At 73.0% G+C, this 18,785-nt stretch carries 19 protein-coding genes; 15 read left to right on the forward strand and 4 right to left on the reverse strand.

The annotated features are described in order from the left end of the window. Window positions 1-6: 6 nt before the first annotated feature. Genes SZ60_RS02730 through SZ60_RS02740 form a run of 3 tightly spaced genes read left to right on the forward strand, consistent with a single transcriptional unit; the run spans window position 7 to window position 2,798 of the window. On the forward strand, window positions 7-966 hold the full coding sequence (locus SZ60_RS02730; protein ID WP_043593454.1) for an NAD(P)-dependent oxidoreductase: 960 nt from the start codon (window positions 7-9) through the stop codon (window positions 964-966). After that, window positions 959-1,810 carry an MBL fold metallo-hydrolase gene (locus tag SZ60_RS02735; RefSeq protein WP_043593455.1) on the forward strand — a complete coding sequence of 284 codons (852 nt, stop codon included), beginning with the start codon at window positions 959-961 and terminating at the stop codon, window positions 1,808-1,810. The genes SZ60_RS02730 and SZ60_RS02735 overlap by 8 nt, the downstream gene beginning before the upstream one ends. A 49-nt stretch (window positions 1,811-1,859) precedes the next feature. Beyond that, on the forward strand, window positions 1,860-2,798 hold the full coding sequence (locus tag SZ60_RS02740) for a 3-oxoacyl-[acyl-carrier-protein] synthase III C-terminal domain-containing protein (protein ID WP_043593456.1): 939 nt from the start codon (window positions 1,860-1,862) through the stop codon (window positions 2,796-2,798). 48 nt (window positions 2,799-2,846) lie between these two features. Here SZ60_RS02740 and SZ60_RS02745 read toward each other — a convergent pair whose 3' ends face one another. Beyond that, window positions 2,847-4,586 (reverse strand): dolichyl-phosphate-mannose--protein mannosyltransferase, encoded by a 1,740-nt coding sequence (locus SZ60_RS02745; RefSeq protein ID WP_082059811.1) that lies wholly within the window; start codon window positions 4,584-4,586, stop codon window positions 2,847-2,849. Between the two features lie 46 nt (window positions 4,587-4,632). Here SZ60_RS02745 and rsmI point away from each other — a divergent pair, with 46 nt between their 5' ends. From rsmI to SZ60_RS02780, 7 genes are all read left to right on the forward strand, one after another. Next, window positions 4,633-5,460, forward strand: coding sequence for a 16S rRNA (cytidine(1402)-2'-O)-methyltransferase (rsmI, locus tag SZ60_RS02750; RefSeq protein ID WP_043593457.1), 828 nt, complete (start codon window positions 4,633-4,635; stop codon window positions 5,458-5,460). Between the two features lie 93 nt (window positions 5,461-5,553). Continuing rightward, window positions 5,554-6,546, forward strand: coding sequence for an NADP-dependent oxidoreductase (locus SZ60_RS02755; protein ID WP_082059812.1), 993 nt, complete (start codon window positions 5,554-5,556; stop codon window positions 6,544-6,546). A gap of 96 nt (window positions 6,547-6,642) precedes the next feature. Next, window positions 6,643-8,211: a methionine--tRNA ligase gene (gene metG, locus SZ60_RS02760; protein WP_043593487.1), complete on the forward strand. Its 1,569-nt coding sequence runs from the start codon at window positions 6,643-6,645 to the stop codon at window positions 8,209-8,211. Continuing rightward, window positions 8,208-9,197, forward strand: coding sequence for a TatD family hydrolase (locus SZ60_RS02765; RefSeq protein ID WP_082059813.1), 990 nt, complete (start codon window positions 8,208-8,210; stop codon window positions 9,195-9,197). The genes metG and SZ60_RS02765 overlap by 4 nt, the downstream gene beginning before the upstream one ends. After that, a complete protein-coding gene (rsmA, locus tag SZ60_RS02770) occupies window positions 9,197-10,114 on the forward strand; it encodes a 16S rRNA (adenine(1518)-N(6)/adenine(1519)-N(6))-dimethyltransferase RsmA (protein WP_043593459.1) in 918 nt (305 codons plus the stop codon). The genes SZ60_RS02765 and rsmA overlap by 1 nt, the downstream gene beginning before the upstream one ends. Window positions 10,115-10,117: 3 nt before the next feature. Beyond that, window positions 10,118-10,714 carry a hypothetical protein gene (locus SZ60_RS16260; protein WP_052505110.1) on the forward strand — a complete coding sequence of 199 codons (597 nt, stop codon included), beginning with the start codon at window positions 10,118-10,120 and terminating at the stop codon, window positions 10,712-10,714. 13 nt (window positions 10,715-10,727) lie between these two features. After that, complete coding sequence (locus tag SZ60_RS02780; RefSeq protein WP_043593461.1) at window positions 10,728-11,666, forward strand: 4-(cytidine 5'-diphospho)-2-C-methyl-D-erythritol kinase; 939 nt, start codon at window positions 10,728-10,730, stop codon at window positions 11,664-11,666. Window positions 11,667-11,776: 110 nt separating this feature from the next. On the opposite strand, the gene SZ60_RS02785 is transcribed toward SZ60_RS02780, so the two are convergent. Next, complete coding sequence (locus SZ60_RS02785; protein WP_043593463.1) at window positions 11,777-13,444, reverse strand: glycosyltransferase family 39 protein; 1,668 nt, start codon at window positions 13,442-13,444, stop codon at window positions 11,777-11,779. A gap of 64 nt (window positions 13,445-13,508) precedes the next feature. Between SZ60_RS02785 and SZ60_RS02790 the strand changes: the two genes are divergently transcribed. Continuing rightward, a complete protein-coding gene (locus tag SZ60_RS02790) occupies window positions 13,509-14,726 on the forward strand; it encodes a ThiF family adenylyltransferase (RefSeq protein ID WP_052505111.1) in 1,218 nt (405 codons plus the stop codon). Between the two features lie 11 nt (window positions 14,727-14,737). Here SZ60_RS02790 and SZ60_RS02795 read toward each other — a convergent pair whose 3' ends face one another. Together SZ60_RS02795 and moaA are read right to left on the reverse strand one after the other, a co-directional pair. Then, window positions 14,738-15,055 (reverse strand): MoaD/ThiS family protein, encoded by a 318-nt coding sequence (locus SZ60_RS02795; RefSeq protein WP_043593465.1) that lies wholly within the window; start codon window positions 15,053-15,055, stop codon window positions 14,738-14,740. 1 nt (window position 15,056) lies between these two features. Then, the gene (gene moaA / locus SZ60_RS02800) at window positions 15,057-16,151 is read right to left on the reverse strand and encodes a GTP 3',8-cyclase MoaA (protein ID WP_369700682.1); all 1,095 of its coding nucleotides are present in this window, start codon (window positions 16,149-16,151) and stop codon (window positions 15,057-15,059) included. A 158-nt stretch (window positions 16,152-16,309) separates the two neighbouring features. Between moaA and SZ60_RS02805 the strand changes: the two genes are divergently transcribed. The 4 genes from SZ60_RS02805 to SZ60_RS02820 form a co-directional block, all read left to right on the forward strand. After that, the gene (locus tag SZ60_RS02805) at window positions 16,310-16,714 is read left to right on the forward strand and encodes a molybdopterin-binding protein (RefSeq protein WP_043593466.1); all 405 of its coding nucleotides are present in this window, start codon (window positions 16,310-16,312) and stop codon (window positions 16,712-16,714) included. A gap of 3 nt (window positions 16,715-16,717) precedes the next feature. Then, window positions 16,718-17,533, forward strand: coding sequence for a molybdate ABC transporter substrate-binding protein (modA, locus tag SZ60_RS02810; RefSeq protein ID WP_043593467.1), 816 nt, complete (start codon window positions 16,718-16,720; stop codon window positions 17,531-17,533). Further along, a complete protein-coding gene (locus tag SZ60_RS02815) occupies window positions 17,530-18,390 on the forward strand; it encodes an ABC transporter permease (RefSeq protein WP_043593475.1) in 861 nt (286 codons plus the stop codon). The genes modA and SZ60_RS02815 overlap by 4 nt, the downstream gene beginning before the upstream one ends. Continuing rightward, window positions 18,387-18,785, forward strand: a 399-nt coding sequence (locus tag SZ60_RS02820; RefSeq protein WP_043593477.1) for an ATP-binding cassette domain-containing protein, incomplete at its 3' end; no start/stop codon positions are given. The genes SZ60_RS02815 and SZ60_RS02820, both read left to right, overlap by 4 nt.

The following is an 18,785-nucleotide window of genomic DNA, read 5'->3' on the forward strand; positions in this document are numbered from 1 at the left end:
TCGGGCATGGACTCCTACCTCGTCACCGGTGCCAGCGGGTTCGTGGGGGGTCACGTCGTCCGCGACCTGCGCCGCCGTGGCCACGACGTCGTCGCGGCGGGCCGTCGGGCCGACCGGCTGCCGACCGGGGGCGAGACCTTCGTGGGCGACCTCGACGACCTGGCCCGCGCCTCCCACCGGGTCGACGTCGTCGTGCACTGCGCGGCGCTCTCGTCGCCGTGGGGTCGCCGGGCCGAGTTCGAGCACGCCAACGTGACCGGCACGGCGCGCGTGCTCGACTTCGCCCGGCGGGTGGGCGCTCGGCGTCTCGTGCACCTGTCGTCGCCGGGGATCTACGCGGCACCCCGCGACCGGGTGGGCATCCGCGAGGACGAGGTCGACGCGCGACGCCCCATGAACGAGTACATCCGCTCCAAGCTCGCGGCCGAGGCGTTGTTGTCGGCCGCCGCCGCCCGGTCGGACGCGCCCGAGATCGTCGTGCTGAGGCCGCGCGGCATCGTCGGGCCGGGCGACCCGAGCCTCGTCCCGCGCCTGCTGCGCGTCCACGCCCGGGTCGGGGTGCCGCTGATGCGGGGCGGACGCGGGCTCGTCGATCTGACGTCGGTCGAGAACGTCGCGCTCGCGATCCGGCTCGCGGCCACGGCCGAGGGGGTGCACGGTGAGGCGTTCAACGTCACGAACGGCGATCCCCGTCCCTTCGGCGAGGTCCTCGGGCAGCTGCTGCGCGGCCTCGACCTGCCCCTGCGGGGCCGTCCCGTCCCGGCGCGGGCCGCCTACGCCCTCGCCGGCGCGCTCGAGGGCGTCTGCTCGGTGCTGCCGGGGCGCCCCGAGCCGCCGATGACCCGGTACACCGTCACGACCATCGCGCACTCGCAGACCCTCGACATCTCGAAGGCGCGGCGACTGCTCGGCTACGAGCCCGAGGTGACCCTCGACGAGAGCCTCGCGGGGTACGCGCGTGCGTGACCGCGACGCACCGGGGGCCGACGCGCCAGGGGGCGACGTGCCGGGGGGCGACGTGCCGGGGGCCGACGCGCCCGACCCGACGGCGACCCGCCTCGAGTACTTCGCCTGCGGCGAGACCGGCCACGACATGGGCCTGCTGACGCGGGGAGGCGCCCGGGGGCGACGGGTCTTCCCGTCGGGGGCGTTCCTCTGGACGTCCGCCACCCGGCGGGTCCTCTTCGACACGGGCTACGCCCCGCTGCCCTGGCGGGCCGGGCCCGCGGCCTGGGCGTACCGGCGCCTCCTGCCGCCGACCGTGCCCGCCGGCGCCACGATCGCCGAACAGGTCGACCCCGCCACGGTCACCCACGTCGTGCTGTCGCACCTGCACCCCGACCACGTCGGCGGCCTGCGGTCCTTCCCGCACGCGACGCTCGTCCTCAGCGAGGGTCTGGCCCGCACCCTCGGCCGGCCGCGGCTGCTCGACGGCGTGCTGCGCCGTCTGCTGCCCGACGGGTTCGACGTCGGCCGGGCGACCGTGGTGTCCGACTTCGCCGAGGGGCCGTTCGGGCTGCGCGTCGCCGACCCCTTCCACGACGACCGCTACCTGCTCGTCGACCTGCCGGGTCACGCCCGGGGTCACCTGGGAGCCCTCGTCGAGGGGCGGGTCGTGCTCGCCGGCGACGCGGCCTGGGGACGTGACCTGCTGGGCCAGGAGGCCCGCCTCCGTGCGGTGCCCCGCCTGGTGGCCCACGACGGTGCCGCGCAGGCCCGCACGGCCCGGTCGCTCCTGGCGGCCGAACGGTCCGGCGCGCGGTTGCTGCTCGCCCACGACCCGCACCCGACCCGGACGGACCTACTCTGAGGAGCGCACCGGCGGGGGTCCGGTGCGCGTCGACACGAGGGGGACGACCATGAAGAACTGCCAGATCGCCGGTTGGGGCACCTATCTGCCCGACGAGGTGGTGACCTTCGGGTCCCAGACCCGGTACCGGATCGCCGACCACACCTCGCAGCTCGACATGCTCGCGGCGGCCGCCGAACAGGCCCTCGAGCGTGCGGGCCTGCGCCCTGACGACGTCGACTGCGTCATCGCGGCCTGCGCCGCCGGCGTCCAGCCCATCCCGTGCACCGCCGCACTGGTCATGGAGCGGGTCGCACCGGGCGCGGCGGCCGCGGCGTTCGACGTCAACTCGACCTGCACCAGCTTCGTCACGGCCGTCGACGTCGCCTCCCGCTACCTGGCCGACGGCGAGTACGAGAACGTGCTGATCGTCTCGGGCGACGTCGGCTCGAGGTTCCTCGACCCCGGCCAGCGCGAGAGCTTCGAGTTGTTCTCGGACGCGGCGGCCGCGGTGGTCCTCACCCGCGGCGCCGACGATTCCGAGGGGCCGGGCGTCATCGCGAGCCTGCAGCGCACCTGGCCGGAGCACGCGCACGACACCGAGCTCCGCGGCGGGCTGTCGCGGCACCCGGCGCAGGCCTACGCCGACGGCGACCCGAGGGACTACCTCTTCGACATGAACGGCCGGCGGGCGCTCATGGGGATGCTCGCCGTGCTGCCGGGCTTCTTCGCGTCGTTCTTCGAGAAGGCCGGCCTCGGCCTCGACGACGTCGACCTCGTGGTGCCGCACCAGGCGAGCGGAGCGCTGGGCATCGCCATGCGACGGCTCGGCATGGCGCCCGGGACGTACGTCGACGCCGTGGCCGAGTACGGGAACATGGTCTCGGCGTCCGTGCCGTACACGCTGGCCCGCTGTCTCGACGACGGCCGCTTGGGTCGCGGCGACACCGTCCTGCTCTGCGGCACGGCGGCCGGTCTCACCGCGAACGCACTCGCCCTGCGGCTCTAGGCGACGGCGACGGCCGCGACGGCGACGGCGACGGTCGGGCCCCCGCGTCTACTTCCAGCTGGGGATCCAGTAGTGCAACCGGATGAACTCCCAGTCCTCGAGCTGCGCCGTCCACAAGGGGTAGAAGAAGACCGACACGGCGACGGCGGCGACGACGACGATCGCCGTGACGCCGATGCCGCTCAGTCGACGGGACCGATCGTCGGTGCGTCGTCCGAGGACGATGCCGAGCACCGCGGCCAGGCCGAGCACGAGGTAGGGCTCGAACGCGATCGTGTAGAACTGGAACACCGTCCGGTCGGTGAACGCCAGCCACGGCAGGTAGGCCGCCGCGACGCCGACGAGGATCGCCCCGTACCGCCATTCGCGGTACCGTGCGACGCGGTAGACGAGGTAGAGGCAGGCCGCGACCGCCGCGTACCAGATCAGCGGGTTCGCGACCGAGGTGATCGCCTCGCCGCACCGGGCCACGTCGCAGCCACCCTGGCCCTCGTCGAACCCCTGGTAGTACATGCTCGTCGGCCGCAGCATCAGCAGCCAGGTGAGCGGGTTCGCCTGGTAGGCGTGGGGGGTGTGCAGACCGACGTTGAACCCGTAGACGCCCGCCTGGTAGTGCCAGAAGTTCTGCACGACGTCGGGCACCCATGCCAGGGCGCCCGTCCACCGCGTGCCGCCGTCCTCGACCCAGCTGCGGTAGTAACCGCCCGACGTCACGAACCAACCGGTCCAGCTCGCCAGGTAGGCCACCACGGCGATCGGCACGGTCAGCAGGAAGCTCACCGGTGCCTGCTTGAACACGGTGCCCGACAGCCAGAACTCCACGCCGGCCCGGCGGCGCGCCACCATGTCGACGACCACCGTGTAGACCGCGAAGAACGCCAGGAAGTACAGGCCGTTCCACTTCACGGCCGTCGCCAGTCCGCACAGGAGGCCGGCCGTGACGAGCCAGGGACGCGCCCACAGGGCAGGGCCCCAGGCGATGTCGCGACCGGCACCGCGCCTCCTCGCCCGCCAGGCCTCGAGCCGCCGGGCGCTCTGACGGCGGTCGAGCAGCACCGCCCCGAAGGCCAGCAGGCCGAAGAACATCACGAAGTTGTCGAGCAGGGCCACCCGCGACATGACGATCGCGTGCCCGTCGATCGCGAGGAAGAACCCCGCCAGCGTGCCGAGCAGCGTCGACCGCAGCAGCAGCGACCCGATGACCGCGACCAGGGCGACGGCGAGGATGCCCACGACGGCCGAGCTGATGCGCCAGCTCGCCGGGTTCTCCGGGCCGACCGCCGCCATGCCGAGGCCGATCAGCCACTTGCCGAGGGGTGGGTGCGCCACGAACGACGGTGACGCGAGGAACCCGTCGACCCCGCCGGCGGCGAAGGTCGGGTCGTAGTCGGCCGGCCACGACCCCTCGTAGCCGAGGTTGAACAGCGACCAGGCGTCCTTGACGTAGTACGTCTCGTCGAACACGAGGGTCGCGGGGGAGTTCAGGTGCCACAGGCGCAGCACCGCGGCCAGCAGCGTGACCGCGAGCGGGCCCGCCCAGGCCCAGACGCGCCTCCTGACCGGGGTGCGCAGCACGCGACCCCACCAGGCGTCCAGCCGGGTCGGGGGAGCCTCGCGGGCGTGGGCCGCGCTCGCGTCCTCGACCGGCGTGCCGACGTCCGGGACGATCGCCCGGCCGGCGAGCGGACCGGCCGGCACGAGGGCCGGCTCGCCCGCCACCGGACGGGCAGGAGGCGCGGTGTCGGTCTCGACGAGCGCGTCGAATTCGCGCTCGGGCCCGGTCGTCATCGGGCCATCGTAAGTGGGCGGTCCGGGGCCGGGGGACAATGGGCGGGTGATCGTGCTCGCCGCCACCCCCATCGGAAACCTCGGCGACGCCAGCCGCCGCCTGATCGAGACGCTCTCGAACGCCGAGGTCGTCGCCGCCGAGGACACGCGCACCGCGATCCACCTCATGCGTGCCCTGGGCGTCGAGAACCGCCCCCGCCTGATCGCCCTGCACGAGCACAACGAGCGCGAGAAGGCGGGCGAGATCGTCGAGCTGGCCCGCGCCTACGACGTGGTCGTGCTCACCGACGCCGGCATGCCCGCCATCAGCGACCCCGGGTTCCCGCTCGTCGAGGCGGCCGCCGCCGCGGGCGTCACCGTCACGGCGATCCCCGGCCCGTCCGCGGTGCTCACCGCGCTCGCCGTCTCGGGGCTGCCCACCGACCGTTTCAGCTTCGAGGGCTTCCTTCCGCGGAAGCAGGGCGACCGGCTGCGCGTGCTGGGCGCGCTCGCCGACGAGCGCCGCACCATGGTGTTCTTCGAGTCGCCGCACCGCCTGGCCGATTCGCTCGGTGACCTCGTGACCGCCCTCGGGGCCTCGCGTCGCGTCGTCGTCTGCCGCGAGCTGACCAAACTGCACGAAGAGGTGCGCCGCGGCAGCGCGGCCGAGCTCGCCGAGTGGGCGGCCGACGGCGTCCGAGGCGAGATCTGCCTCGTGGTCGAGGGCGCCCCCGAGCGCGTCGTCGACCTCGCCGCCGGGCTCGTGCAGGTGCAGGCCCTCGTCGCCGACGGCACCCGCCTCAAAGAGGCCACCGCCGACGTGGCCGCCGCCACGGGTCTGTCGAGGCGCGACCTCTACCAGGCCGCCCTCGCCGCCCGCCCGCCCCGCGCGTAGGGCGTGGCGTACCCCGCCCAGCCCGGCGGGTGCAAGCTCGGAGGAGGCGCGTGCCCGGCGGAGGCGCGGCCCACCACGAGCAGGAGGTACGACATGAAGGCGGTCCGTTTCGAGCAGTACGGCGACATCGACGAGCTGAAGGTCGAGCAGGTGGCGAAGCCCGAGGCGGGTGCCGGCCAGGTCGTGGTCGCCGTCAAGGCGGCGGGCCTGAACCCCGGTGAGGCGGCCATCCGCGCCGGACTGATGCACGACGCGTTCCCCGCGGCGTTCCCGTCGGGGCAGGGGACCGACTTCGCCGGCGTGGTCGACGAGGTCGGCGCGGGCGTCGACGAGTGGTCCGTCGGTGACGAGGTCGTCGGGTGGGCGAACCGGTCCTCGCACGCCGAGTTCGTCGTCGTCGACCACGACGAACTCGTGTCGAAGCCCGAGAACGTGCCGTGGGAGGTCGCGGGCAGCATCAGCGTGACCGGACCCACCGCCTACGCCGCGCTGCGTGCCGTGCAGGCCACCGAGGGCGACACGATCGTCGTCTCGGCCGCGGCCGGCGGCGTCGGTGTGATGGTGTCGCAGCTCGCCGTCCTCGGCGGGCTCACCGTGATCGGCACGGCGAGCGAGCGCAACCACGACTTCCTGCGGCAGCTCGGCGTCACGCCCGTCGAGTACGGCGACGGCGTCGTCGACCGCATCCGCGAGGCCGCCCCCCAGGGCGTGGACGCGTTCGTGGACTGCTTCGGCCAGGGCAACGTCGGGTACGCCCTCGAGCTCGGCGTCGCGCCGCAGCGCATCGACACGATCATCGACTTCGCTGCCGTCGAGCAGCACGGCGTCAAGGCCGAGGGCAGCGCCCAGGCGACGTCGCAGGCCGTGCTGTCCGAGCTGCTCGAGCTGATCTCGACCAACAAGATCATGGTGCCGATCGACGGGATCTTCCCCCTCGACGACGTCAAGGACGCCTACCGCGACCTCGAGGACGGCCACGCCCGGGGCAAGTACGTGCTCGGCATGGACGTCGTCGAGTACCCGGGCGAGCACGCCGGCGAGCGAGCCGGCTCCGACGACCGCACCGAGGAGCACGACGCGACCTGACCGGTCGACGCGACTCGCGCCTCCTCGTCCCCGACGGCGGACGCAGGAGGCGCGGGTCGCGTCATCACGTCGGTGCCCCCACCTAAGATGGTCCCCATGCCCGCCGGCGACTCCTTCTTCATCGCAACGCCCATCTTCTACGTCAACGACGTGCCGCACATCGGTCACGCCTACACCGAGGTCGCAGCCGACGTGCTCGCCCGGTGGCACCGTCAGCGGGGTGACGACGCCTGGCTGCTGACCGGCACCGACGAGCACGGTCAGAAGATCCTGCGCACCGCCACGAGCCACGGCGTGACCCCGCAAGAGTGGGCCGACAAGCTCGTCACCGAGTCCTGGAAGCCCCTGCTGAAGACCGTCGACATCGCCAACGACGACTTCATCCGCACGACCGACGCCCGCCACGAGGCCGGCGTGCAGAAGTTCCTGCAGAAGCTCTACGACGACGGCTTCATCTACCAGGGCGAGTTCGAGGGCTTCTACTGCGTCGGCTGCGAAGAGTACAAGCAGCCGAGCGACCTGGTGCCCGGCACCGGCGCCTACGAGGGCGAGCAGGTCTGCGCGATCCACAGCATCCCGGTCGAGGTGCTGCAAGAGAGCAACTACTTCTTCCGCATGAGCGACTTCGAGCAGCGACTGCTCGACCTCTACGAGGCCCAGCCCGACTTCGTGCAGCCCGACTCGGTGCGCAACGAGGTCGTCTCGTTCGTCAAGCAGGGTCTGCGCGACCTCTCGATCTCGCGACAGAGCTTCGACTGGGGCGTCAAGGTGCCCTGGGACGAGAAGCACGTCGTCTACGTGTGGTTCGACGCCCTGCTCAACTACGTCACGGCGATCGGCTACGGCGTCGACGACGACGAGTTCCAGCGGCGCTGGCCGGCGGTGCAGCTCGTCGGGAAAGACATCGTGCGGTTCCACGCCGTCATCTGGCCCGCCATGCTCATGGCGGCCGGGCTGCCGGTGCCGAAGAACGTCTTCGGTCACGGCTGGCTGCTGGTCGGCGGCGAGAAGATGTCGAAGTCGAAGCTCACGGGCATCGCCCCGCAGCAGATCACCGACGTCTTCGGGGCAGACGCGTTCCGCTACTACTTCATGCGCGCCATCACCTTCGGCCAGGACGGCAACTTCAGCTGGGAAGACATCGCGGCCCGCTACCAGGCCGAGCTGGCCAACGGGTTCGGCAACCTGGCCTCGCGCGTCGTGGCCATGATCACCCGGTACTTCGACGGCACCGTCCCCGTCGCCGGCGACCTGACCGAGGCCGACCTCGCCGTGCGCGAGACCGAGCTGCGCGTCACGGCCGAGGCCGACGCGGCGATCGACCGCTTCGCCATCAACGAGGCCTTGGCCTCCATCTGGCAGCTCGTCGACCAGCTGAACGGCTACATCACCGAGCAAGAGCCCTGGGCCATCGCGAAAGACTCGTCGCAGCGCGAGCGTCTCGCGACCGTCCTCGCCACGGCCCTGCGGGGTCTCGGCACCCTCACCGTGCTGCTGTCGCCCTTCATCCCGACGGCCACGCACACCCTGTGGCAGTCGATCGGGCAGGGCGAGCTGACCAGCCAGCCCGTCGACCGGGCGGCCGAGTGGTCCAGCGCTCCCGAGGTCCAGCCGCTCGCCGCCGGACTCTTCCCGCGCATCGAACAGCCCGAGCCCGCGGCATGAGCGACGACACGTCAGGTGACGGCGTGACCGGCGGCCCGGGCGGCGGAGGTGCGACCGCAGGTGGCCCGGCGACGCACGTCCGACACCGCTCGTCGGGCGCGGACGGCCAGAAGCGCGACCAGACCTACCCCGCGCCTCCTCAGCCCCTCGTCGTCCCGGTCTACGACAACCACACGCACCTCGAGATCGCCGACGGCGTCGGAGACGACGGCGACGGCCCCCTCGACTACCGCGAGCACCTCGACCGGGCCTCGGCCGTCGGCGTCCGCGGCGTCGTGCAGGTCGGCACCGACCTCGAGACGTCCCGCTGGTCGGCCGAGATCGCCAGCCGCGAGCCCCGCGTGCTCGCCGCCGTCGCGATCCACCCGAACGAGGCGCCGGCCCTCGCCGCCGCGGGCACCCTCGACGACGCCCTCACCGAGCTCGACGGGCTCGCCGCCCGCCCACGCGTCCGTGCCGTCGGCGAGACCGGCCTCGACTTCTTCCGCACCGGCGACGACGGTCGCGCGGCCCAGCTCGAGGCCTTCCGCGGCCACATCGAGATCGCCAAGCGCCACGGCCTGGCGCTGCAGATCCACGACCGCGACGCCCACGACGACGTGGTCGACCTGCTGCTCGAGGTGGGCGCTCCCGAACGCACCGTGTTCCACTGCTTCAGCGGCGGGCCCGAGCTGGCGAGCATCCTCGCCGAGAACGGCTGGTACGCGTCCTTCGCCGGCACGGTGACGTTCAAGAACGCCCAGCCCCTGCGTGACGCCCTGGTGCAGCTGCCTCGCAACCTGATCATGGTCGAGACCGACGCGCCCTACCTGACGCCGGTGCCCTACCGTGGCCGGCCCAACGCGCCGTACCTCATCCCGTTCACGCTGCGGTCGATGGCCGAGACGATCGGCACCGACGTGTCGATGCTCGCCGCCCAGATCTCGTCGACGACCGAGCTCGTCTACGGCACCTGGGACAGCGAACCCGTGACGGTCGAGGGCTGATGTCGCGCGCCACCCTGCTCGGCCCCGCCGAGATCCGCGACCTCGCCGACCTGCTGGGCGTGCAGCCGACCAAGAAGCTCGGGCAGAACTTCGTCCACGACGCCAACACCGTGCGCCGCATCGTCGCCGCGTCGGGCGTCTCGGCCGGCATGACCGTCGTCGAGATCGGCCCCGGTCTCGGCTCGCTCACCCTCGGCCTGCTCGAGGCGGGTGCCAAGGTGGTGGCCGTCGAGATCGACAAGCGCCTCGCCGAGCAGTTGCCGAAGACCGTCGCACAGCTGCAGCCGGCGGCCGACCTCACCGTCGTGGTCGACGACGCCCTGCGCGTGACGACCCTGCCCGACGAGCCCACCCACCTCGTGGCGAACCTGCCGTACAACGTCAGCGTGCCGGTGCTGCTGCACTTCCTCGAACACTTCGGCGGGCTCGAGCACGGGCTCGTCATGGTGCAGTCCGAGGTCGGTCTGCGTCTCGCCGCCGAGCCCGGCTCGAAGGTCTACGGCGGCCCGAGCATCAAGGCCGCGTGGTACGGCGAATTCCGGGTCGCGGGTCAGGTCAGCCGTCAGGTGTTCTGGCCGGTGCCCAACGTCGACAGCATCCTCGTCGCCTTCGACCGCAAGCCGGCCCGGGGCAGCGAACTCGAACGTCGGGCGACGTTCGCCCTCGTCGACGCCGCGTTCCAGCAGCGTCGCAAGATGCTGCGCCAGTCGCTGTCGTCCCTCTACGGTTCGTCCGCCGCGGCGTCCGAGGCCCTCGAGCGAGCCGGCCTCGCTCCGACGCAGCGGGGCGAGCAACTCACCGTCGACGACTTCCTCGCCGTGGCCCGGGTCAGCGATGTCGACGCCCTCGCCGGGGCGTCCGTCGCCGCCGTGCTGCACGCCGACGAGGGCGAGGCCCACGAGGGCGAGGCCGACTGAGCCGTGCCCCGACGCAAGAACGGCTTCGGCGGCGTGCCCCCCGGCACGGGCGGGGTCGGGCGTGGGCGCGACGAACAGCGGCTCAGCGACGCCCGACTCGGGTCGGGCACGGGGCGCAGTGCGGCCGAGTGGTTCGCGCGGCTCGACGCCGCGGGGGCGACGCGACTGTCCCACGAGCAGATCTCGCGCCTCCTGGTCGACGAGTTCGAGGTCGTGCCGTGGTGGGCCGAGGGCATCACGGTGCGCTACGAGCAAGAACGCGGCGTCGAGCCACCCGGGCGTCAGCCCGACGGCAGCTACGCGGTCACCGTCGGCCGGAGCCTCCGGGGCGGAGCGCTCGAACTGTTCGACCTCGCCGTCGCCCGGTTCGCCGGGTACGCCGGGGGCCCACCCGAGGTCGTCACCCGGTCGGCGACGCACCCGACCGCCGACTGGACCCTCGCGCACGGGGACACGCTGCGCCTCCGGGTGGTGTCGACCGCCGGTCCGAAGTGCTCGGTGTCGTTGACGCAGGGCAGCTTGCGCCTGCCCGAACGGGTGCAGCCCGTGAAAGAGGGGTTGACGCGGGCGTTCGGCGTCATGAGTGATCGCCAGAACTGACTAGGTTGGACGCATGACGTCCGTGGCCGCCCCGACCGTGGTCCACACGCGTGCACCGGGCAAGATCAACGTCTTCCTCGCCGTCGGCGACCTGCAGGACGACGGCTACCACGACCTCGCGACCGCCTACCAGGCCGTGTCGCTCTACGAAGACGTGCGCGCGCGTCACGCCGACGGCTTCACGGTCAGCGTCACGGGCGGTCCGTCGATCGACGTGTCGGGCGTGCCCACCGACGGGTCCAACCTGGCGATCAAGGCCGCCCGCCTGCTGGCCGAGACGACCGGCTACACGGGCGGCGTCGCACTGACCGTCGACAAGGCGGTGCCCGTGGCCGGCGGCATGGGGGGCGGTTCGGCCGACGCCGCCGCCACGCTGCTCGCGTGCGACACCCTCTGGGGCACCGGCGTCGGTCGTGACGAACTCCTGCGGCTCTCGGCCCGACTCGGGGCCGACGTCCCGTTCGCCTTCGCCGGCGGCACCGCGATCGGCACCGGCCGCGGCGACGAACTCAGCCCGGCCCTGGCGAAGGGGCAGTTCCAGTGGGTCCTGGCCGTGGCCGACGTCGGCCTCTCGACGCCCCGCGTCTACGACGAACTCGACGCCCACCGGCTGCGGCACCAGGGCGAGATCCGGTCGGTGCGGCACCCCGTCGTCGACGCCGGCGTCCTGCAGGCCCTCCGCGCGGGTGACCCGGGCATGCTCGCCGACGCCATGCACAACGACCTCCAGGCGCCCGCCCTGCACCTCCAGCCGGGCCTGGCCGACGTCCTCGAGCTCGGCGAGGGCAACGGCGCCCTGGCGGGCATCGTGTCGGGTTCCGGCCCGACCGTGGCGTTCCTCGCGCCCGACCTCGACGGCGCCCTCGAACTCCAGATCGCCCTGAGCGCCGCCCGCCTCACGGTGGTGCGCGCGACGGGTCCCGTGCACGGCGCCCGCGTCGTCACCGACTGACTCGCTCGCCGCGGGCCCCGAGACCCTAAGAAGTCGCCGAGACCCCCGCGCGCGCACAGGGGTCTCGGCGACTTCGCGGGGTCTCGGCGACTTCGCGGGGTCTCGCGGGCTCAGCGCTCGTACTTGAGCACGTTCGTGCGGGTGAGGTGCCACTCGTCGGCGACGTGGAAGCCCTTCGCGGCGAGGTCGGCGGTGACGCGGGGGCGCCAGTCCTGCTTGTCGCTCGTGATCAGCCAGACGACGTCGAGGTCGTCGGTGCGGTCGATGACGTCCTCGAGCGGGTGCTGGACCTCCCACAGGCCGCCGGTCTCGGCCGCGGGGGTCTCGAGCGTGAAGTCGGACATGCCCTCGAACGCCGCGGGGTAGGTGTTCTCGATGATGCGCGACGTGGCCTTCGGGTGTCGACGCACGGGGCCGAAGACGACGCCCTCGGTCGTTCCGGCGGGCTCGAGGGCGCGCTGCTCGGCGACGAGGTCGGCCACCTGGTTCCAGGCGGCGGAGTCCTTCGCCTCGGGCTGTCGCTGACGTTCCCAGGTCGGGGCGGTGAGCACCAGGGCGAGCAGCAGCACGAGCGCGATGACCCGCCGCCAGGGGATGGCGGCCACCGCGACGGCCATCATGATCGCGACCGCCGGGGTGCCGAAGGTCAGGTAGCGCGGCGAGTAGAGCGGTTCGGTCACGAGCGAGACGCCCACGAGGCCGACCGTGGGCACGATCATCCAGGGCAGGACGACCTCGGCGAGACCCCGGGCGCGGGGCACGAGACCGGCGGCCAGGACGACCAGGCTGGCGACCACGAGCATCCAGCCGAAGACGGCGAAACGGTCGTTCTGGTAGAACCACTGCGTCGTCAGCACCTGGTTGATCGTGGCGAAGCTCGGTCGGTCGAGCCAGCCGACCTGGCCGCTCTGCTCGGACGTGAAGTACACGACGGGCAGGCTCGCGAGACCGGCGACGGCCGCGCCGGCGAACCAGCCGAGGAACGAGCCGCGCGCGCCGTGCGGTCCGCCGACGAGCGGGGGCGGGGCCGCGGCGTCGTGCGACCGCGCCACCGACCCGGAGGAGGCGCGGAGGCGGCGCTCCCGTCGCCACTGCACCAGCATGGTGACGCCGTGCCCCACCACGACGAAGGCCACGTACAGGAAGAACAGCACCGAGACGACGGCGAGCACCGCGTAGAGGACCCACCAGCGCACCGCCGACGCCCGGGTGCGGGTCTCGCCCACCTGGGCGGTGCGGCGCGCGGCGGTGACGAGCACGATGGTCAGGACGACGGCGAACATCGCCGAGAAGGCGTACGAACGGCCCTCGCCGCCCATCCAGGTCACGCGGGGGATCAGGCAGAACAGCAGGCCGGCGACCACGGCCGTCCGGCGGTCGGCCAGGGTGCGCGCCAGCACGACCGTGAACGCGGCCGCCAGCCCCGTGACGATCGTGCTGGGCACGCGCAGCGACACGGGGGAGTACGGGAACACGTCGAACCAGAGGTGCATGAACGCGTAGTAGGTGGCGTGCACCAGGTCGACGGTCTGGACCATCTGCCAGAGCTGTCCCCAGCTGCGGGTCGCCGAGATGACCGTCGCGGCCTCGTCGTACCAGACCGAGGGCACCCACAGGAAGGCACCCGAGATCGCCGCCGCCAGCAGCCCGATCAGCAGGGCGTCGAGGTGACGCCAGTGCCGGAGGCGCGCGAGGGTCGTGCCCCGACCGGTGTCGGAGGTCGTGGGTACAGTGGGCGCGGTCGAACGACGGTCGGCCGGATTCAGGAGGTTCGTCATGTCGTCTCTTCCCCCTCTCGGCGGATCTCGCGCGCGACACGGTGGTGACGCGCACGGGGCGGCCGTGCGCGACGGTGGCGTGCACGGTGCCGACGTGCGCGACGGCGGACACGGCGGCGACCCCGCCGAGGGCGAACGCTACTCGCGAAGCGTGCGCCTGCCGGGGTTCGGTCTGGGCTCCCAGGGGCGCCTGGCGGCGTCGAGGGTGCTGGTGGTCGGGGCCGGCGGGCTGGGCGCGCCGGTCATCCAATATCTCGCAGCCTCGGGTGTGGGAACCCTGGGAATCGTCGACGATGATGCCGTCGATCTGTCGAACCTACAACGCCAGGTGCTGTTCCGCCCCGACCAGCTGGGCTTCCCGAAGGCCCGTACCGCCGCCGACTGGGTGCGCGCCGCGAACCCCGACGTGACCGTCGTCGCCCACCCGTTCCGCCTGAGCGAACGCACCGCCGACCTGCTCGACGACTACGACCTCGTGGTCGACGGCAGCGACTCGTTCGACACCTGCTACTTCGTGGCCGACGCCGCGGCCGCCCGTGGCCTGCCGGTCGTCTGGGGCAGCGTCAACCGCTGGGACGGCCAGTTCAGCGTCTTCTGGGACGACGCCCCCGACGGCCGGGCGGTCGACTACCGCGACCTCCACCCCGCCCCGCCCGCCTCGGGCTGGGACGAGTCCTGTGCCGACGTCGGCGTGCTGGGGCCGCTGTGCGGCACGGTGGGCACGGGCATGGCGAGCGAGGTCGTCAAGCTGCTGACCGGTCTGGGCGAGCCGTTGCTCGGCCGGGTCGTGACCGTCGACGCCCTGGGTGGCACCTGGCGCGAGAGCCGGTTGGCCCGTGCCCCGCACCGGGTCGAGGCCCGGGCCACGGTGAACGACGCGCGCCGCGCCTCCTCGTCCTCGGTCCCGGGGACGTCGGCGACCACCACCGAGGCACCGGTGCGCGGCCGTCGCGTCGGCCCCGACGTCGACGCCGACGAGCTGTCGACCCTGCTCGGGGCGCGCGCGGCCGGCGACGCCGATTTCACCTTGCTCGACGTGCGCGAGGTCGACGAGCACGACTTCGCCCACATCACCGGTGACGTGCAGGCCCCCGGGTACGGCACGCGCACCCGTCAGCGGCCCGAGCTCGACCCGGCGCAGCGGGTGGTCGTCTACTGCGCCCGAGGTCCCCGGGCCCGCGCCGCGGCCGACCTGCTGGCGGGCGAGGGCTTCGACGTGTCGGTGCTGCACGGCGGCATGCTCGGGTGGCAGCTCGCGCAGGGGGCACCCACGCGGCCCTAGGCGGGCTGCCGTCAGCCGCCGGCGAAGGGCGGCATGACGTCGATCACCGTGCCGTCGGGGACGAGCTGTTCGCGGTCGCGCGTGGTCAGGCCGTCGACGAGGAACGAGCAGCGCAGCAGCACGTCGCGGAAGTCCGCGGCCGACACGCCCTCGACCGGGCGGACCTCGGTCAGCAGGCGTCCGATGGTCGGGCGTTCGCCCGCGGGCACCTCGACGCGCTGGTCGTCGCGGCCCACGGCGGTGCGGGCGGCGGCGAAGAACCGCAGCGTCGCCGAGACGGGGGTCGAGGCGGCCTCGTCGACGGTGGGGGCGGGGTTCGTGGTCGTCATCTCAGCCTCCGATGGCGCTCATGGTGCGTTCGGGCTGGACGAAGTCAGGGTCGTCGATGCCGTGGCCCGAGGGCTTGGCCCACATGGCGCCGCGCCAGGCGTCGGCCAGTTCGAGGTCGCTCGCCCCGCTGCGCAGCAGGTCGCGCAGGCCGGTCTCGCCGCCGCTGAAGAGGCAGCTGCGGATGCCGCCCTCGGCGGTCATGCGGGTGCGTCGGCAGTCGGCGCAGAACGGTTCGCTCACCGAGGCGATGATGCCGACCCGCCCGGTCAGGCCGGCGTCGTCGCCGCGGCCGACGGCGTCGAACAGCTCGGCGGGGGCGCCGTCACGCAGGACGTCGGCGGGGCTGAGGTCGAAGCGCGTGGCGATCAGCGAGTGGATGTCCCGGGAGGTGACGAAGGAGGCGCGGTCCCAGCTGCGGTCGGCGTCCAACGGCATCTGCTCGATGAAGCGCAGCTCGTGGCCGCCGCGCAGGGCCCAGGCGAGCAGGTCGGGCGCCTCGTGGTCGTTGACGCCCGGTAGCAGCACCGCGTTGATCTTGACCGGGGTGAGGCCGGCCGCCGCGGCGGCGTCGACCCCGGCGAGCACCTTGTCGAGGAACGGGCGACGCGAGACCTTCATGAACGTCTCGGCGTGCAGCGAGTCGAGCGACACGTTGACCCGGTCGAGCCCGGCGTCGGCGAGGGCCTGGGCGCGGTGCGCCAGGCCGATGGCGTTCGTGGTCAGCGAGACCTCGGGCCGCGGGTCGATCGCGGCGACCCGTCGGACGATGTCGATCAGGTCGGCACGCAGCAGCGGCTCGCCGCCGGTGAACCGCACCTGCCGGATGCCGAGGTCACGCACGCCGATGCCGACCAGCCGCACGATCTCGTCGGCGTCCAGCGCCTGTTCACGGGGGAGCGCCGGCAGGCCTTCGGCCGGCATGCAGTACGTGCAGCGCAGGTTGCACTTGTCGGTCAGCGAGACCCGCAGATCGGTCGCGGTCCGACCGAAGCGGTCGAGCAGTCCGGGTGCCACGTCGTTCGTCGGCCGCGGGGGCAGCAGGGCGTCGGCGGAGGCCCGGCCGGGCATGGTGGGCAGTCCGAGCGAGACGGTCATCCGTCGAGGTTAAGCCCGCGAGGCCGAACGTGCGGTGTCCGGGGGAGGCGACCCGCGCCTCCGTTCGCTCACCGGCGCACGGCGCCCGGCGTCGGAGGCTCGCCCGACGACGTCCGCCGGGGGCGCGCGTCCGCGCATTCGGAACTAGGATCGCTCTCATGACGCAGATACGGATCAAGGATGCCGCGGCGTTCCTCGGCGTGAGCGACGACACGGTGCGTCGCTGGATCGACCTCGGACTGCTCGAGAGCGTGAAGGACGACGCCGGGCGCGGCGTGGTCGACGGCCTCGCGCTCGCGACGCTCGCCCGGAAGAACGCCGTCCTGCCCGCCGACCCGTCCGAGGTGGGGCGCTCGGCACGCAACCGCCTGGTGGGCGTCGTCACCGAGATCACGGCGGACCGGGTCATGGCCCAGGTCGAACTGCAGTGCGGACCCCACCGCATCGTCTCGCTGATGAGCAGCGAGGCCGTCCGCGAGCTGGGCCTCGAGCCCGGCTCGGTGGCCATCGCCGTCGTCAAGGCCACGACGGTCATCATCGAGACCCCCGGCGGGAAGGCCTGACCCATGAGAAGAATCCGCTCGAACCTCACGACGCTCGCCGGAACCCTCGCGGTGGCGACGGCCCTCGCCCTGACGGGCTGCTCGGGTGCGAGCGTCGATCCGGCGACCAGCGCGACCCCGACGGCCTCCGGCTCGGCGCTCGACGGGTCGATCACCGTCTACGCCGCTGCCTCGCTCAAGAAGACGTTCACCGAGTTGGCCGACGAGTTCGAGGAGGCCCACCCCGGCACGACCGTCGAGCTGACCTTCGCGGGGTCGTCCGATCTCGTCACGCAGATCACCGAGGGCGCCCCCGCGGACGTCTTCGCCTCGGCCGACGAGAAGAACATGGCCGAGCTGACCGACGCCGGTCTCGTCGACCCGTCGGCGTCCGAGGACTTCGCCACGAACGTCCTCACCATCGCCGTGCCGCCGTCGAACCCTGCCGGGGTCTCCGACTTCGCCGACCTCGCGAAGCCCGACGTGAAGACCGTGATCTGCGCGGCCCAGGTGCCCTGCGGGGCGGCCACGAAGACCGTCGAGGAGGCCACCGGCGTCACGATCTCGCCGGTCAGCGAGGAGTCGTCGGTGACCGACGTGCTCGGCAAGGTCACCTCGGGCGAGGCCGACGCCGGGCTGGTCTACGTCACCGACGTCGAGGCCGCCGGCGACGGTGTCGAGGGCATCGACTTCCCCGAGGCGGACCAGGCCGTCAACACCTACCCGATCGCCCCCGTGGCCGACACGGCGAACCCGGAGGTGGCCGAGGCGTTCGTCGCCTTCGTCACCGGCGAGGTCGGGCAGGGCGTGCTGCGGGCCGCCGGCTTCGGCAGTCCGTGACCTCGACCGTCAGGCCCGGGCCCTCCGCCCGCCTCCTCCGTCGACGTCGCCGGGCGTACGCGAGCGTCCCGGCCTGGGTCGCGGTCGTCGCGGCGCTCGGTGCCGCCTTCGTGCTGCTGCCCCTCGTCGCCATGGTGTCGAGGGTCGACTGGGCCGAGTTCGTGCCGCTGGTCACGTCCGAGTCCTCGGTCGCCGCGTTCTGGCTCAGCCTCCGCACCTCGATGACGGCCACCCTGATCTGCGTCGTGCTGGGCGTCCCGATGGCCGTCGTGCTGGCCCGCACCGAGTTCCGCGGCCAGAAGGTCCTGCGGTCGCTCGTACTGCTGCCGCTGGTGCTCCCGCCCGTCGTCGGGGGCATCGCGTTGCTCTACACCTTCGGGCGCCGCGGCCTGCTCGGCCAGACCTTCGACGCGCTCGGCGTCACCATCGCGTTCTCGACGACGGCGGTCGTGCTGGCCCAGACCTTCGTCGCCCTCCCCTTCCTGGTGCTGAGCCTCGAGGGCGCCCTCCGCACGGTGGGCACGCGCTACGAGGCCGTCGCCTCGACCCTGGGGGCCCGACCCACGACCGTGCTGCGGCGGGTCACCCTGCCGCTCGTGCTGCCCGCCCTCGTCTCGGGAGCCGTGCTGTCGTTCGCACGCGCCCTCGGCGAGTTCGGGGCGACGCTGACCTTCGCCGGGTCGCTGCAGGGCGTCACGCGCACCCTGCCGCTCGAGATCTACCTGCAACGCGAGACCGACCCCGACGCCGCCGTGGCGCTGTCGCTCGTGCTCGTCCTCGTGGCGGTCGTCGTCGTCGCCCTCGCGCATCAGGCCGGCCAGTCCTCCGGTGCCGCCACGAGGAGGCGCGGGTCGTGACGCTCGAGTTCGCGGCGGTCGTCGAGGACCGCGGCTTCGACGTCGAGTTGACCGTCGCCGAGGGCGAGACGGTGGCCGTCCTCGGCCCGAACGGTGCGGGCAAGTCGACGCTGCTGGCGTTGATCGCGGGCCTGCTGCGACCCGACCACGGCACGGCCCGGCTGGGTGGCCACCTGCTCTTCGACGTCGACGACCGAGGGCGGGGGCCTGCGCTGCGCCCGCACGAGCGTGGCGTCTCGATGCTCGCCCAGGACGCCCTGCTCTTCCCCCACCTCAGTGCCCTCGACAACGTCGCGTTCGGCCCGCGCAGCGCCGGCGTGCGGCGCCACGAGGCCGGCCGACGTGCCGCCGACTGGCTCGCCCGGGTCGACGCGACGGGGCTCGCCGACCGCCCG

The sequence above is a fragment of the Frigoribacterium sp. MEB024 genome, assembly GCF_000878135.1.
Taxonomy (GTDB): domain Bacteria; phylum Actinomycetota; class Actinomycetes; order Actinomycetales; family Microbacteriaceae; genus Frigoribacterium.